Origin of the sequence: Mesorhizobium captivum (assembly GCF_033977165.1) — a bacterium.
In the GTDB taxonomy this organism is placed as follows: domain Bacteria; phylum Pseudomonadota; class Alphaproteobacteria; order Rhizobiales; family Rhizobiaceae; genus Mesorhizobium; species Mesorhizobium captivum.
In genome coordinates, this window is sequence record NZ_JAVIJB010000010.1 from 1 (window position 1) to 13,524 (window position 13,524).

A 13,524-nucleotide genomic window follows, 5' to 3' on the forward strand; every position below is an offset into this window, starting at 1 on the left:
GCTCTGCGCCAAGCCGCATGACCAGCTTCATGGCCGCCCCTTTTTGCAGAACTTGACGCACACAACCGACGGATGGTGGTCTTGAGCAGCCCGCTCAGCACGTCGAAGCCGGTGCCGGCGACGGTGTCGCCGCCGCCATTCTTGTAGTCGCCATAGTCGCGGTGGACGATGTTGCCCAGCGCGTCCCAGTTCTCGTTGAAGCGGTAGGCGCCGCTGGCGCTGGTGGTCCAGCCCTTGCCGTTGGTTTCATAGCGCCCGGTGACGGAGGCAGCCCAGGTTTCCTCAGGCTTGAGGAAGTCTTCGGCGTCCTTGGTGTCGAAGAAGACGACGCCGCCGATGGCGCCGGAGCCGTAAGTATTGGCGACCGGGCCGCGGATCACGTCGACGGATTTGATGAGCTCGGGATCGACATAGAAGATCGACTGCGTGCCATGGTCGGAACGCTGGAAATCCTGCCTGGCGCCGTCGACGATCACCGCGACGCGGCCGAAATCCTGCAGGCCGCGGATGTTGATGCTGGAGCTGACGCGCCGCGCGTCGGCCTGCACGGTGACGCCGGGAACGCCGAGCAGCATCTCGTTCGGCGTCGTCGCCATGCGGCGCTCGAGCTGCTCCTGGTCGACGTGGCTGGCCGATGCCAGCGACTGGATCGCCGTCTCGCCGGTGCGGCTGATGACCAGGATCTTGTCGAGCAGCGTTCCTTCGGCGGCGGTTTTCTCATCGGCCTTCTTTTTTTGATCGGCGTGCTGGCCGGTCGCCGGCTGCGCGGCCTGTTGCGCTTTCGCGGCCGGCACGCCGAGCGTGATTGCCGCTGCTCCGGCCATCAATATGGCAATGCCGCTTACCGTCGATCGGAAGCCTGGACCCGCATCCGCCAGGCCCATCCGTGCCCAATTCACCAACCCCATGCCCCAACTCCAGATTTTCAGGCTCGATGCTGGCTGGCGCGGGGCTCGCTCGCATTTTTGATCACGACCGGCGTCTTAAATGTTGACTCATTTAGTCCGGTAATGCACTGACTAGTAAACATGATTATTCGAGTCAAGAATTGAATCGGCAATTTACGAAGCGCCTGGCCAGATGCCGGCAAGCAGAAGGAGCGACCCGATGAACACGCACAATCCCAACGACTTCCGCTATCGCGCCCGCCGTTCAGACGACACGCAGATGCGCTACGAGCGGGTGCCGATGGCAGTGAGGACGCTCTCCAGCAACACGCTGTTCCAGGGCGAGCACGAGATCGGCATCGAGCATCACGGCGCGCTCTACCGGCTGAAGATCACCCGCCAGGGCAAGCTGATCCTCAACAAGTAAGCACGATCTGCAAGCGGAATAACGCAGACAAAAGTGGGCAGGTGGACGACATGGACCAGCGCGTGAAGCCGTCGCCGGAAGGGATCCGGCGTGCACGGGAAGACAATCCGAAGCTGCGCGAGCGCGATCTCGCAGCCCAACTCGGCATTTCGGAAGCGGAGCTGGTCGCGGCGCATTGCGGGCAAGGCGCCGTGCGCGTCGAGCCGCGCGTCAACGATCTGCTGACCGGCCTTGAGGCGGTTGGCGAGGTGATGGCGCTGACCCGCAACGAGAGTGCCGTGCACGAGAAGATCGGCGTTTACGACAAGGTCGTCACCGGCAACCACAATGCCATGGTGCTCGGCGAGAACATCGACCTGCGCATCTTCCCGAAAGTGTGGGCGCATGGTTTTGCGGTCGAGAAGCGCGACGGCGGCGAAATCCGCCGCAGCCTGCAGTTCTTCGATGCATCGGGCGAGGCGGTGCACAAGGTGCATCTGCGGCCGGCGTCCAATCTCTATGCCTACCAGAAGCTGGTGGCGAGCCTTGAATCGCCGAACCAGGAACCGATTGTCGCGGTGGCCTCAAGCGACCCCGAAGGAGAAGGCGAAGCGCAGGGTTCGGTGGCCAGCATCGACGATCTGCGCGACCGTTGGAGCCGGATGACCGACGTGCATCAGTTCTTCGGCATGCTGAAGACGCTGAAGCTTAATCGCCGCGAGGCAGTGCGCATGGTCGGACAGGACTACGCCTGGCTGCTCGACAACGATGCCGTCAAGCCATGTTCCACCACGCGGCGGCAGGCGAGATGCCGATCATGTGCTTCGTGGGAAACCGCGGCTGCATCCAGATCCATTCCGGCCCGGTCAAGTCGGTCAAGCCGATGGGGCCTTGGATCAACGTGCTCGACGAGAGCTTCCACCTGCATCTCAGGACCGACCACATCCATGAAGTCTGGGCGGTGCGCAAGCCGACCAAGGACGGCCATGTCACCTCGCTCGAGGCCTATGACGCGAACGGCGGCATGATCATCCAGTTCTTCGGCAAACGCCAAGAAGGCGAGGGCGAGTGCGAGGACTGGCGTTTTCTCGCCGAGAACCTGCCCCGCATTCCCAACCCGACCGCTGCATGAGGCAAGACCCAATGCGTGTTGTTTTCAGTTTCCGGCCGGCGCTCGCGCCGACGCTTGGCGTTCTGCTCGCTTTCGCTACTTTATCTGCGAAAGCCAACGAAGGTGCTGCCGTCTTTTCCGATACCTCGCGGATCGCCTCGATCGGAGGCTCGATCACCGAGATCGTCTACGCGCTCGGCGAGGAGGGCCATCTCGTCGCCCGCGATTCGACCAGCTCCTTCCCGCAATCCGCGCTCAAGCTGCCCGATGTCGGCTATATGCGTGCGCTGTCGCCGGAGGGCGTGCTGTCGGTCAATCCGACCGGAATCCTCGCATTGCATGGCAGCGGCCCGAAGGAAACCGTCGATGTGCTGAAGAAATCGCGCGTGCCTTTCATCGAGGTGCCCGACCACTACAGTCATGAAGGCATCCTCGAAAAGATCCGCGTCGTCGGCAAGGCCCTCGGCGTCGACGCCAAGGCCGAGAAGCTGGCGGCCGAGATGGATGCGAGGCTGATGGCGGCGGAGAAGCAGACGGCTTCGATCAAAGAGCGCAAGCGCATCCTGTTCGTGCTGTCGACGCAGGGCGGCAAGATCCTTGCCGCCGGCAGCGACACGGCCGGCGACGGCATCATCAAACTTACCGGCGCGGTCAACGCGGTCGAGGGTTTCTCCGGCTACAAACAGATGTCGGACGAGGCGATCGTCACCGCCAGGCCTGATGTGATCCTGACGATGAGGAACGCCGGACCGCCGATCTCCGAGGATGAGCTGTTTGCCAATCCGTCGATCGCCTCGACGCCCGCCGGAACTGCCCGCAAGGCGATCAGCATGGATGGCGGCTATCTGCTGGGCTTCGGGCCGCGTACGGCAGAGGCCATTCACGATCTCGCCGTCGCGCTCTACGGCAACCAGGTCACGGACTGAGCGGCCATGGCCGAACAGTCGATTGCAGGGTCGGCGAGCAGGACCATGGCAGCCGATGGCGACCGCTCGGCAAGGGCAAGGGTCGTCATCCTGCTTTTGTCTGTCGCGCTTGCGCTGTCCATATTCCTGTCGCTGACGTCGGGCGCTTCCGACGCGTCGGCCGTCCGCGTCATCCGCGACTGGTTCACCGGCGCCGTGCCGTCGGATGGCGCGCTTGCGGCGCGCGACCAGCTGATCGTGTATGACATCCGCATGCCGCGCGTGCTGCTCGGCGTGCTGATCGGCGCAGCGCTCGCCGTCTGCGGCGCAGTAATGCAAGGATTGTTCCGCAATCCGCTTGCCGATCCCGGCCTGATCGGTGTTTCGGCAGGCTCCAGCCTCGGGGCGGTAGCAATCATTGTGCTCGGCACCACATGGCTTGCGCCCGTCACGCTTGCGCTCGGCACGTTCGCTTTGCCGCTCGCGGCATTCTTCGGCGGCCTCGCGGTGACGTTGCTGCTCTACGCCATCGCCACGCGCCAGGGACGGACGTCGGTCGCCACGATGCTGCTTGCTGGTCTCGCCATCAGCGCTCTCGCCATGGCGCTCACGGGCGTCCTGATCTTCATGGCCGACGACCGGCAACTGCGCGATCTGACCTTCTGGCAGCTCGGCTCGCTCGCCGGCGCGACATGGCCGAAGATCGGTACCGTCGGGCCGGTGATCGTGCTGGCGCTAACGACGATGCCTTTCTTGTCGCGCGGCCTCAATGCGCTGGCGCTCGGCGAGGCGACCGCCGGCCATCTCGGCGTTCCGGTGCAGCGGTTGAAATACACGGCCATTGTCGGGGTGTCGGCGGCGGTCGGCGCGTCGGTCGCCGTCAGCGGCGGCATCGGCTTCATCGGTATCGTCGTGCCGCACCTGCTGCGTCTCGCAATCGGTCCGGACAACCGCTATCTGCTGCCGGCTTCGGCCTTGCTCGGTGCTTCGCTGCTGCTGCTCGCCGATGCGGTCGCCCGCACCATCGTCGCGCCCGCCGAACTGCCGATCGGCATCGTCACGGCGGTCGCCGGCGCTCCGTTCTTCCTGTGGATACTGCTGCGCAAGCGCGGCATCGTCGATTTGTGAGCCGCCGATGATCGAAGCACGCGACATCTCCGTGGCGATCGGCGGCAAATGTATCGTTTCCCATGTCGATTTTGCCGCGCGGCCGGGAGAGATCTCGGCAATCGTCGGACCGAACGGGTCCGGCAAGACGACCTTGCTCAAGGCGCTGACGGGCGAGCTTTCCTATAGCGGCACGGTTACCCTCAACGGTCGCGATCTTGCCGCGATGAAGCCGGTGGAGGCAGCGACGCTTCGCGCCGTGCTGCCGCAGTCGACCACGCTGTCCTTCCCGTTCACGGTGCGCGAGATCGTTCGCCTGGGGCTGATCGGCGGCCGCTCCGGCGTGCTGCCCGGCGAGGATGCGCGGCTGCCGGAGCGGGCGCTGGCGCGCGTCGATCTCGACGGCTTCGCCGGCCGTTTCTACCAGGAGCTTTCCGGGGGCGAGCAGCAGCGCGTGCAGCTTGCCCGCGTGCTCTGCCAGGTTTGGGCGCCGGTGCTGGAAGGCAGGCCACGCTACCTCTTCCTCGACGAGCCGGTTTCCAGCCTCGACGTCAAGCACCAGCTTATCATCATGAACATCGCCCGCGATTTCGCCCGCCGCGGCGGCGGTGTGGTGGCGATCCTGCACGACCTCAACCTGACGGCGATGTATGCGGATCGTATCTTCGTGTTGCATCATGGCCAACTGGCGGCTGCCGGCTCGCCGACGGACGTGCTGAACGACGAATTGATCGAGAAGGTGTTCGACTGCCGCCTCAAGGTCGGCGCGCTGCCGGCCGCCAATATGCCTTTCGTGCTGCCGCAATCGGCAGCTTAGGCTTGGCGGCGAGGAAGATTTGCCGAAGCCTTCCCAATTTCGTCGTCCACGGGCGGAGCGGGAGCGAAGCGGACGCGGAGACCCGAGGATCCAATCCGTTACATCAAACAAGCATGCGGCGATCCAGAAGGGTCGCTGGCGCCGATGTCGCCAATTCTGCATCGTAGCGGCGCTCAAACGTCACGGCATAGATTCTAGGGTCTGCGCTGCGTCGCTTCGCTCCTTGCTCCGCCCTAGAATGACGAAGTCATGGGCGACGGCGCCCCTCGAGAACCAAGCCGCTAGAGCGCGACTACGCCGCCGGAGCGCGCTGTTCCAGGAGATCGATACCGAGCAGGTGACGCACGTTCGGGCGCGCGGCGACGAGATCGGCGATCGTGTAGCGGGAAAGCACGGCGAAGAAGGCGTTGAGCGCCTCGCGCAGCGCCGAATTCAAGGCGCAGCTGTCGACCAGCGGGCATTCGGCGGCGTCGTTCTCGAAACATTCGGCCATGGCGAAGCTCTCTTCGGTGACGCGCACGACATCGAACAGGTTGATCTGCTCGGCCGGGCGGCCGAGCCTTACGCCGCCGTTCCTGCCGCGCACGGTTTCGACCAGACCGGCCTCGACCAGCGGCTGCAGGATCTTGAACAGGAACAGCTCCGAAACAGAATAGGCGGCGGCGATCTCAGGGATGCGGCTCAGCCTGTCGGTGTTCGCGGCGCAATACATAAGGATGCGCATCGCATAGTTGGTCTGGCGCGTGAGCCGCATGGTAGTCCTCGCGAAAACATTAGCTTGGGCCGAATATGGCCCATAGTTTGGAACAATTCCAGACTGGACCGCCACATAGCTGAATAAACGTGTCAACTTTTTGTGCATGCCGACGCGTAGAGGGCCCAATATGCGCCAATGCGCTTTGAGCGAGCGTTTCGCCGGCGCGGGCCCTAGATAAGTCCGGGTGCAAAGAGGAAACGGCTTTCCATGTCACAATCAGCTCAGGTGCTCGCGCCGGTTCGATTCGATGCCAATGCGCAGGCAAAGCTTTCAGCATTGCGGCGGACCAAGTTCATCGCCGCCGCGGCGCTTGGCCTATGCATCCTGGTCTTCGCGCTCGCCAAGTCTTTCGAGGGCAATTATCCATGGCTCGGCTTCGTCGCCGCGTTCGCCGAGGCGGCGACCATAGGCGGCCTCGCCGACTGGTATGCCGTCGTTGCGCTGTTCAGGCGGCCGCTGGGGCTGCCGATCCCGCACACCGCCATCATCCCGGAGAACCAGCACCGCATTGCCGACAATCTCGGGCGCTTCATCGAGGCCAATTTCCTGGCGCCGGAGCCGGTGCGGGAAAAACTCGCAGAGGTCGACTTTGCCGCTTTGGTCGCCGACTGGCTGGCCGACGCAGAACGGGCCGCCGGACTGTCGCGCTTCGTCGCCCGGCTGGTGCCGCAGACTCTTGCCGCGGTGGAGCAGTCCGGGCTGCGCGACTTCGTCACCAGCCGCATGCTGGAGCAGGTCGAAAGGGTGCCGCTGGCACCTTTAGCCGCGGAGCTGTTGTCGGCGCTCACCGACGACCGCCGCCATCAAAAGCTGTTCGACGAGTTCACCAGGGTGGTCGGGCGTTTCCTGAACGACGAGAAGGCGCTGGCGACAATGCGTGAAAAGATCCGCGAGGAGCTGCCGTCGCTCTTCAACCTGTTTCGCGCCGACGCCTATCTATTGAAGAAGATCGTCGCTTCCGCCGGATCGCTGCTCGATGAGGTGCGGGGCGATCCCGATCATCCGATGCGCGCCGAGTTCGACCGTTTCGCACTCGGTTTCATCGAGCGGCTCAGGACATCCAAGCAATATGCAAGGCGCGCCGAGAAGCTGAAGCGCGATTTCCTCGGCCGCCCGGAGGTTCAGGCGTTGGCCGGCGACATGTGGGCAAGCCTGCGCCTGTTCATCGAGCAGGACGCCAACGCGCCGAATTCGATGATCCGCGAGCACCTTGCCAACATGTTCGTCGAGGTCGGGCGGCATCTGGCCGACGACGCGCAGATCAGGGCCGACATGAACCAAGGCTTCGTCGTGGCGCTCGCTTCCTTCGTCGAGAGCCAGAAGAGCGGTGTGTCCAAATTCATCGCCGACCAGGTCAAGCGCTGGGACCTGGCTCAGTTGACGCGGCTGATCGAGGCGAACATCGGCAAGGACCTGCAATATATCCGCTTCAACGGCATGGTGATCGGCGGCCTGGCCGGTTTGGTACTTTATACGGCCGAGCGGCTGTTTCTCCTCAATTGACGCGGGCCGGGCGCGCACTATTCTCCCTAGCGGGCGCCGCAACAGCGGCGGATCGGGAGGCAACGACATGGCAAGACAACCGGAATCCGATTCTTTCCTGGACATGTTCAGCAGGTTCGGCCGCGACCTGAAGCTGCCGAAGGTCGACGTCCAGGCGATCCTCGATCATCACCGCAAGAATCTCGAGGCTTTGGAAAAGTCGGCCAGGGCAAGTGCTGCCGGCGCGTCCTCCGTTCTGTCGAGGCAGCACGAGATGGTGCAGGAGGCGCTCGGCGAAATCACCCGGATGGCGCAGAACTACCAAGCCCCGGGCAATCCGCAGGAGTTGATGACAAAGCAGGTGGAATTCGCCAGGAAATCCTTCGAGACAACGCTGAAGAATGCCGGCGAGGTCGCTGACTTGGTCCGGAAATCCGGCACCGAATCGGTCGAAATCCTGCGTGACAGGATCAAGGACGCGATGGCGGAAATCCGCGCCGGCTACGACAGGAATTGAACCGGCGCGCGGCTCCGCGTTCCCTGCCTGCCGTAAAACCGTCAACTCTAAGGGTGAAATCGCGTCCAAAAGCGAAATCGTGGGGCCGCGAATTGACAGGAGCCGCCGGTTCATGGTCGGGAGACTGGCAGAAGCCACCGGGAAAGCAGGAATGACGGAAAATCGGCCGAGAACGCCGCCGACCTTCGAACAGTTGCGGACAATGGCCGGCCAGGAGATCGGCGTGTCGGACTGGACGACGGTCGACCAGCAGCGCATCGACCAGTTCGCCGAATGCACGGGCGACCATCAATGGATCCATGTCGATCCCGAGCGGGCGAAGCGGCAGAGCCCGTTTCGCACTACGATCGCGCATGGCTATCTGACGCTGTCGATCATCGGCGCGCTGGCGCTGGAGATGGGCATCGTGCCGGAAAACACGCAGGCCGCCTTCAATTATGGCTTCGATAAGGTGCGCTTCCTGGCGCCGGTGAAGTCCGGCGCGCGCATCAGGCTGCGCACGACGCTGCTGTCCATGGAGGACCGCGGCCCTGGCCAGTACCTGATGAAGGCTGCGAACACCGTCGAGATCGAAGGCGAGCAGAAGCCGGCGCTGACCGCCGAGACGCTGGTGATGATGTATGAGCGCCGCAAGCGGGCGGGCGCTTAGAGGCTGTTTGGAGACTCTACCCCTGCGGCCTTCTGAAGGCGCCTTCTGCGCTTCCGGCCTTCGCCGGCCGAAGCACTCATGAGTGGTCCTCGGTTAAGGCTACGGCCGGCGTAGGCCGGTGTTCGCGTAGCCAAAAGTACGCTCCGCTCCGGTTCTCGGCGACACTATCATCTGACTCACAGGAGGGAGTTTCGAACGGACTCTGAGGCGGTCTGCCAACTTCCGGCTCAGCAACCTTCCATCATACGGATGCAATTTTGCGATGAGATGCCGCCATCGCTTTTTCGAGCACCCTGAAGATGCGCTCATCCTCGCATTGGGCGACATTGAAGCGCATGAAGCGGCCGGCGGTATGTGACAGGCTGAAGGCGTTGCCGGGCGCCAGCACGACATTGTCCGCCAGCGCATGGCGGGCAACATCGGCGGCATCGATGTTTTCCGGCAGGCGGCACCACAGGAACATGCCTGTCGGCTGGTCGATCCAGGGCATGATGCCCATCGCTTTCAGCCGACCGGCGGTTTCGGCCATGGCGCGCGCCAGGCGGGCGCGCAACTGCTCGACATGCTTGCGGTAGCTGCCGTCCTTGAGCAGGGTCAGCACCAGTTCCGAGGCGAGGCGCCCGCCACCGAAAGTGGTGGCGATCTTGAGGTCGATCAGCCCTTCCATCCGGTCGCGGGGCGCGGCGACAAAGCCGCACCGCACCGAGGCTGACAACGTCTTCGAAAAAGAACCGATCTGGATGACGCGGCCGAGCCCGTCAAAGGCCGCCAACCGCGGCGCCGGCGTGTGCTCGAAATCGGCAAAGATGTCGTCTTCGATGATGGCGAGATCGGATTGGTCGGCGAGTTTCAGCAGCCGATGGGCAACCACCGGCGACAGCACTGCGCCGGTCGGATTGTGAAGCGCCGAATTGGTGATGTAGAGGCGCGGCCGGTGCTCGGCGAGCGCCTGCGCGAACAGGTCGATATCAGGCCCCGACGGCGTCATAGGGACACCGACGACCTTTGCCCGGTGGGCGCGCAGCAGCGCATGAAAATTGAAGTAGCAGGGGTCGTCGACCAGCACGGTGTCGCCCGGCTCGAGCAGGAAGCGGCACAACAGGTCGATCGCCTGCGTTCCAGATTCGGTGAGCATGATCTGATCCGGCGAAGCCTCGACGCCATGCGCCGACAGGCGGCGGGCGAGAAGCTGCCGCAGCGCCGGCAGGCCGAGCGGCGTGCCGTAGTCGGCAAGCGTCGCGTCGTCGGTGCGCGCGGCACTGCGCAAGGAGCGGCGCAAGGCGGCCTGGGGCATCCATGAGGCCGGCAGCCAGCCGCAGCCCGGTTTCAGCATCTCTTCGCCCGCTTCCAGCGACTGCCGCGAGACCCAGAGCGGATCGACGGCGCGGTCGAGCCGCGGACCGATTTCGGACAGCGACAGCGGCGCGAGCGGGCCGGCGGCGAAGAAACCTGATCCAGGCCGCGAGCGGATCGTGCCTTCAGCGGCAAGCCGTTCATAGGCCTCCACCACGGTCGACTTCGATACCTGCATGGTGCCGGCGAAGGCGCGGATCGAGGGCAGGCGGGCGCCTGGCGTCAGGATACGCGCGGCCATCCGTTGCCGGATTGCCGCCATGACCGTCTCGACGAGCGTTCCGCTGCCGGCATTCGGGTCGGGCGTGTCCATCTGTACTCCTCTGCAGACCATTACAGTTTTACTGAATTGTACTCCATTGTCTCTGGCGACACCATGCCCTGCGCCGGTACGGAAGCGCAAACGGAGCAGATGGATGGATAAGGGTCTGAACGGCTGGCTCAACGGCTTTATCGGGGTGCTGATCTTCAGCGGCTCGCTGCCGGCGACGCGTGTGGCGGTGATGGATTTCGACCCGACCTTCCTGACCGCGGCCCGGGCCGCCATCGCCGGCCTGCTCGGGATTGCGATGCTGCTCCTGTTCCGCGAGAAGCGCCCCGAGCGAGCGGACCTGGTTTCGCTGGTTATCGTTGCGCTGGGAGTCGTGGTCGGCTTTCCGCTGCTGACGGCGTTGGCGCTCAAACATGTCGCCGCGGCGCATTCCATCGTCTTTGTCGGCCTGCTGCCGCTGGCGACAGCGATCTTCGGCGTGCTGCGCGGCGGCGAGCGTCCGCGCCCGGCCTTCTGGCTGTTTTCGTGCCTGGGCAGCGCGCTCGTTGCGGGTTTTGCCCTGACGCAGGGCGTCACCGCATCACCGGTCGGCGACAGCTTGATGCTCGCCGCCATCATCGCCTGCGGATTGGGCTACGCCGAGGGGGCGGCGCTGTCGCGCAAGCTTGGCGGCTGGCAGGTGATCTGCTGGGCGCTGGCGCTGTCGCTGCCGGTCATGCTGGCGCTGACTTTTGTGATGCTGCCGCCGTCCTTCGCCGGCGTCGGCTCCGGCGCATGGATCGGCCTCGCCTATGTCTCGCTGTTCAGCATGCTGATCGGCTTCGTATTCTGGTACCGGGGCCTGGCGCAGGGCGGCATTGCCGCGGTGGGGCAGTTGCAGCTCTTGCAGCCCTTCTTCGGCCTGGCGCTGGCGGCGAGCTTACTACACGAACAAGTCAGTCCGCTGATGATGGTCGTCACGCTCGGAGTGGTGGCGTGCGTGTTCGGGGCGAAGAAATTTGCAAAGTCCTCCCGGCAAGTAACCGAGCAATGACAGTGTTGCTCCTCCTAAAACTTCGTCACCACGCCGATGCCGATACCCTCGAAACCGCCCATCGCCATTAGCGCGGCCGGCGCCTCTTCGAGGCTGATCCTCTTGCCGACCAATAGCTCGGGCTTCAGCTTGCCGGTGCGGATCATTTCCATCATCGCGGTATAGCGGTAGGCCTGCATGCCGTGGCTGCCGAGGATTTCGAGCTCGAAGGCGATCACCTTGTCCATCGGCACCTGCGGGCGGGCATGCTCGCCGAGCATCAGCCCGACCTGAACGTGGCGACCGCGCCGGCGCAGATTGGCGATCGAGTTGAACGAGGTGGTCGGGTGGCCGAGCGCGTCCATCGACATATGCGCACCGCCATTGGTGATCTGCTTGACCGCTTTGACCACATTCGGCGTCGTCGAGGCGTTGATGGTCGCCACCGCGCCAATCTTTTTGGCAAACTCCAGCTTCTCGTCGGTGAGGTCGATGGCAATGACATTGGCGCCCATGGCGCTGGCGATCATGATCGCCGACAGCCCGACGCCGCCGCAGCCATGCACCGCCACCCATTCGCCCGGCGTCACCCGGCCCTGGTCGACGATGGCGCGGAAGGAGGTGACGAAACGGCAGCCGAGGCTGGCGGCGGTGGCGAATTCCATCTCGTCGGGCAGGCGCACCAGATTGGTGTCGGCATGCTCGATGCCGACATATTCGGCGAACGAGCCCCAACCGGTGAAGCCCGGCTGGGTCTGGTGCTCGCAGACCTGATGGTTGCCGGAGGTGCATTCGAAGCAGCGGCCGCAGCCGACGGCAAACGGCACGGTGACGCGGTCGCCAGCCTTCCAGCGGCTCACCTGCTTGCCGGCGGCAACGACGACGCCCGCCAGTTCGTGGCCGGGAACATGCGGCAGCGTGATGCCGTCGTCATGGCCCATCCAGCCATGCCAGTCGCTGCGGCAGAGGCCGGTCGCCTCGACCTTGATGACGACGCCATCGGCCGCCGGCTTCGGATCGGGCACGGTCTGGATGGTCGGCGCCTCGCCGAATTTTTCGAAGACGACAGCTTTCATGGGAGCGCTTTCATATGTTTCCAGTTCAAAAGCAGTGCGGGTTTGAGCGGTCTAAGTTGACGATGGCGGCTGGTCGAGAAGTGGCCGCCGCTTGCGAAACCACTCGTCGGCTTCGGGGTTCCACGGCCAGATGCCGGAGGTATTCGGAAACACGAGTTGCATGACCTGGAAATCCGAACCGTCGTAGAACCAGATGTCCCAACCGAAGTATTCCGGATAATGGTCCGGATGGACGGTGCCGAACTGGCAGTCGAAGCCACCACCCAGGAAACCCGACGCTCGCTCTCCGACATTGAACCTCTCGCCGCTGCGCACGCGTCGGCAATACTCGTTAATGATGGTCAGCGAAAGCTCCGGTTTCAGCCCGATTACAACCAATTCAGGAACTTTGAAATTGTGCTCCATTCCTACCGAGTAAGCGAATGGCGGATGCTCATCGTCCTCCAGCACATAGAGGATGTGGCAGCCATACGCTTCGATATCGGCGAGTGCCTTGGCTTCCTCCGCGTCCTTGGCTTCTCTATTCGGCATCGATCTGGTTCTGGGGCGCCGCCTTCTGAAACGCCGGCAGCGCCATGCAGGCGGCGTGGATGCGCGCGATCACCGGGTAGGGCGCCATGTCGACGCCGAAGCGCGCGTTGTTGGTGACCTGGGCGGCGAGGCAGATGTCGGCCAGCCCGGGCGTTTCGCCGTGGCAGAAAGTGCCGGTCTCAGGCGACGAAGCCAGAATCTTCTCAAGCGGCTGGAAACCCTCGTTCACCCAGTGCCGGAACCAGTTGACGACATCTTCGTCGCCGGCGCCGAACAGAGTACGCAGCGAGGTGAGCACGCGCAGATTGTTCACCGGATGGATGTCGCAGGCGATCATCTGCGCCAGCATCCTGACGCGGGCGCGGCCCAGCGGATCCTTCGGCAGCAGCGGCGGCTCGGGCGCGATCTCGTCGAGATATTCGACGATTGCCAGCGATTGCGTCAGAAGGGTGCCGTCGTCCAGCACCAGCGCCGGCACCAGCCCTTGCGGGTTGACCGCGAGGTAGGCGGGCTCGAGATGCTCGCCATGGCGCAGATGATGCGGCACGTAGGTATAGCTCAGCCCCTTCATCTCCAGAGCGATCCGCACCCGATAAGAGGTGGAGGAGCGATAGTAGTTGTGGAGGACGAGATCGCTCATCGC

14 protein-coding genes and 1 pseudogene are annotated in these 13,524 nt (G+C 64.0%); 9 read left to right on the top strand and 6 right to left on the bottom strand.

All coding sequences use genetic code 11. The features are described 5' to 3' along the window. Nucleotides 1-908, bottom strand: a 908-nt coding sequence (locus RFM40_RS10880) for a TonB-dependent receptor plug domain-containing protein (RefSeq protein ID WP_320277532.1), incomplete at its 3' end; no start/stop codon positions are given. Between the two features lie 199 nt (nucleotides 909-1,107). Between RFM40_RS10880 and hemP the strand changes: the two genes are divergently transcribed. The 5 genes and pseudogenes from hemP (at nucleotide 1,108) to RFM40_RS10905 (ending at nucleotide 5,233) form a co-directional block, all read left to right on the top strand. After that, on the top strand, nucleotides 1,108-1,314 hold the full coding sequence (hemP, locus tag RFM40_RS10885) for a hemin uptake protein HemP (RefSeq protein WP_320226979.1): 207 nt from the start codon (nucleotides 1,108-1,110) through the stop codon (nucleotides 1,312-1,314). Between the two features lie 50 nt (nucleotides 1,315-1,364). Further along, nucleotides 1,365-2,425, top strand: a pseudogene (locus RFM40_RS10890) (hemin-degrading factor). An 11-nt stretch (nucleotides 2,426-2,436) separates the two neighbouring features. After that, on the top strand, nucleotides 2,437-3,330 hold the full coding sequence (locus RFM40_RS10895; protein WP_320226981.1) for a heme/hemin ABC transporter substrate-binding protein: 894 nt from the start codon (nucleotides 2,437-2,439) through the stop codon (nucleotides 3,328-3,330). Nucleotides 3,331-3,336: 6 nt separating this feature from the next. Next, nucleotides 3,337-4,437, top strand: a complete 1,101-nt coding sequence (locus RFM40_RS10900; protein WP_320226982.1) for a FecCD family ABC transporter permease — start codon at nucleotides 3,337-3,339, stop codon at nucleotides 4,435-4,437. Between the two features lie 7 nt (nucleotides 4,438-4,444). Next, nucleotides 4,445-5,233, top strand: coding sequence for a heme ABC transporter ATP-binding protein (locus tag RFM40_RS10905; protein ID WP_320277533.1), 789 nt, complete (start codon nucleotides 4,445-4,447; stop codon nucleotides 5,231-5,233). A 292-nt stretch (nucleotides 5,234-5,525) separates the two neighbouring features. On the opposite strand, the gene rirA is transcribed toward RFM40_RS10905, so the two are convergent. Then, entirely contained in the window at nucleotides 5,526-5,987 is a 462-nt protein-coding gene (gene rirA / locus RFM40_RS10910; protein ID WP_126099695.1) for an iron-responsive transcriptional regulator RirA, read from the bottom strand. A gap of 210 nt (nucleotides 5,988-6,197) precedes the next feature. Between rirA and RFM40_RS10915 the strand changes: the two genes are divergently transcribed. The 3 genes from RFM40_RS10915 (at nucleotide 6,198) to RFM40_RS10925 (ending at nucleotide 8,638) form a co-directional block, all read left to right on the top strand. Then, the gene (locus RFM40_RS10915; protein ID WP_320277534.1) at nucleotides 6,198-7,493 is read left to right on the top strand and encodes a DUF445 domain-containing protein; all 1,296 of its coding nucleotides are present in this window, start codon (nucleotides 6,198-6,200) and stop codon (nucleotides 7,491-7,493) included. Between the two features lie 67 nt (nucleotides 7,494-7,560). Continuing rightward, nucleotides 7,561-7,989 (top strand): phasin family protein, encoded by a 429-nt coding sequence (locus RFM40_RS10920; RefSeq protein ID WP_292301055.1) that lies wholly within the window; start codon nucleotides 7,561-7,563, stop codon nucleotides 7,987-7,989. Nucleotides 7,990-8,140: 151 nt separating this feature from the next. Then, nucleotides 8,141-8,638: a MaoC family dehydratase gene (locus RFM40_RS10925; RefSeq protein ID WP_127859867.1), complete on the top strand. Its 498-nt coding sequence runs from the start codon at nucleotides 8,141-8,143 to the stop codon at nucleotides 8,636-8,638. 241 nt (nucleotides 8,639-8,879) lie between these two features. On the opposite strand, the gene RFM40_RS10930 is transcribed toward RFM40_RS10925, so the two are convergent. Beyond that, a complete protein-coding gene (locus RFM40_RS10930; protein ID WP_320226521.1) occupies nucleotides 8,880-10,304 on the bottom strand; it encodes an aminotransferase-like domain-containing protein in 1,425 nt (474 codons plus the stop codon). A 103-nt stretch (nucleotides 10,305-10,407) separates the two neighbouring features. Here RFM40_RS10930 and RFM40_RS10935 point away from each other — a divergent pair, with 103 nt between their 5' ends. Continuing rightward, the gene (locus RFM40_RS10935; RefSeq protein WP_320226523.1) at nucleotides 10,408-11,295 is read left to right on the top strand and encodes a DMT family transporter; all 888 of its coding nucleotides are present in this window, start codon (nucleotides 10,408-10,410) and stop codon (nucleotides 11,293-11,295) included. A gap of 14 nt (nucleotides 11,296-11,309) precedes the next feature. On the opposite strand, the gene RFM40_RS10940 is transcribed toward RFM40_RS10935, so the two are convergent. Genes RFM40_RS10940 through maiA form a run of 3 tightly spaced genes read right to left on the bottom strand, consistent with a single transcriptional unit; the run spans nucleotide 11,310 to nucleotide 13,521 of the window. Next, entirely contained in the window at nucleotides 11,310-12,350 is a 1,041-nt protein-coding gene (locus tag RFM40_RS10940) for a zinc-dependent alcohol dehydrogenase family protein (protein WP_320226524.1), read from the bottom strand. Between the two features lie 51 nt (nucleotides 12,351-12,401). Beyond that, entirely contained in the window at nucleotides 12,402-12,881 is a 480-nt protein-coding gene (locus tag RFM40_RS10945; protein ID WP_320277535.1) for a DUF4262 domain-containing protein, read from the bottom strand. Next, complete coding sequence (gene maiA, locus RFM40_RS10950) at nucleotides 12,871-13,521, bottom strand: maleylacetoacetate isomerase (RefSeq protein WP_320226526.1); 651 nt, start codon at nucleotides 13,519-13,521, stop codon at nucleotides 12,871-12,873. The genes RFM40_RS10945 and maiA overlap by 11 nt, the downstream gene beginning before the upstream one ends. Between the last annotated feature and the right edge of the window lie 3 nt (nucleotides 13,522-13,524).

What these genes read in the sequence shown, in the direction of transcription:
- hemP (WP_320226979.1), top strand. Translation starts at nt 1,108, where the DNA reads ATGAACACGCACAATCCCAACGACTTCCGCTATCGCGCCCGCCGTTCA.
- RFM40_RS10895 (WP_320226981.1), top strand. Translation starts at nt 2,437, where the DNA reads ATGCGTGTTGTTTTCAGTTTCCGGCCGGCGCTCGCGCCGACGCTTGGC.
- RFM40_RS10900 (WP_320226982.1), top strand. Translation starts at nt 3,337, where the DNA reads ATGGCCGAACAGTCGATTGCAGGGTCGGCGAGCAGGACCATGGCAGCC.
- RFM40_RS10905 (WP_320277533.1), top strand. Translation starts at nt 4,445, where the DNA reads ATGATCGAAGCACGCGACATCTCCGTGGCGATCGGCGGCAAATGTATC.
- rirA (WP_126099695.1), bottom strand. Translation starts at nt 5,987, where the DNA reads ATGCGGCTCACGCGCCAGACCAACTATGCGATGCGCATCCTTATGTAT.
- RFM40_RS10915 (WP_320277534.1), top strand. Translation starts at nt 6,198, where the DNA reads ATGTCACAATCAGCTCAGGTGCTCGCGCCGGTTCGATTCGATGCCAAT.
- RFM40_RS10920 (WP_292301055.1), top strand. Translation starts at nt 7,561, where the DNA reads ATGGCAAGACAACCGGAATCCGATTCTTTCCTGGACATGTTCAGCAGG.
- RFM40_RS10925 (WP_127859867.1), top strand. Translation starts at nt 8,141, where the DNA reads ATGACGGAAAATCGGCCGAGAACGCCGCCGACCTTCGAACAGTTGCGG.
- RFM40_RS10930 (WP_320226521.1), bottom strand. Translation starts at nt 10,304, where the DNA reads ATGGACACGCCCGACCCGAATGCCGGCAGCGGAACGCTCGTCGAGACG.
- RFM40_RS10935 (WP_320226523.1), top strand. Translation starts at nt 10,408, where the DNA reads ATGGATAAGGGTCTGAACGGCTGGCTCAACGGCTTTATCGGGGTGCTG.
- RFM40_RS10940 (WP_320226524.1), bottom strand. Translation starts at nt 12,350, where the DNA reads ATGAAAGCTGTCGTCTTCGAAAAATTCGGCGAGGCGCCGACCATCCAG.
- RFM40_RS10945 (WP_320277535.1), bottom strand. Translation starts at nt 12,881, where the DNA reads ATGCCGAATAGAGAAGCCAAGGACGCGGAGGAAGCCAAGGCACTCGCC.
- maiA (WP_320226526.1), bottom strand. Translation starts at nt 13,521, where the DNA reads ATGAGCGATCTCGTCCTCCACAACTACTATCGCTCCTCCACCTCTTAT.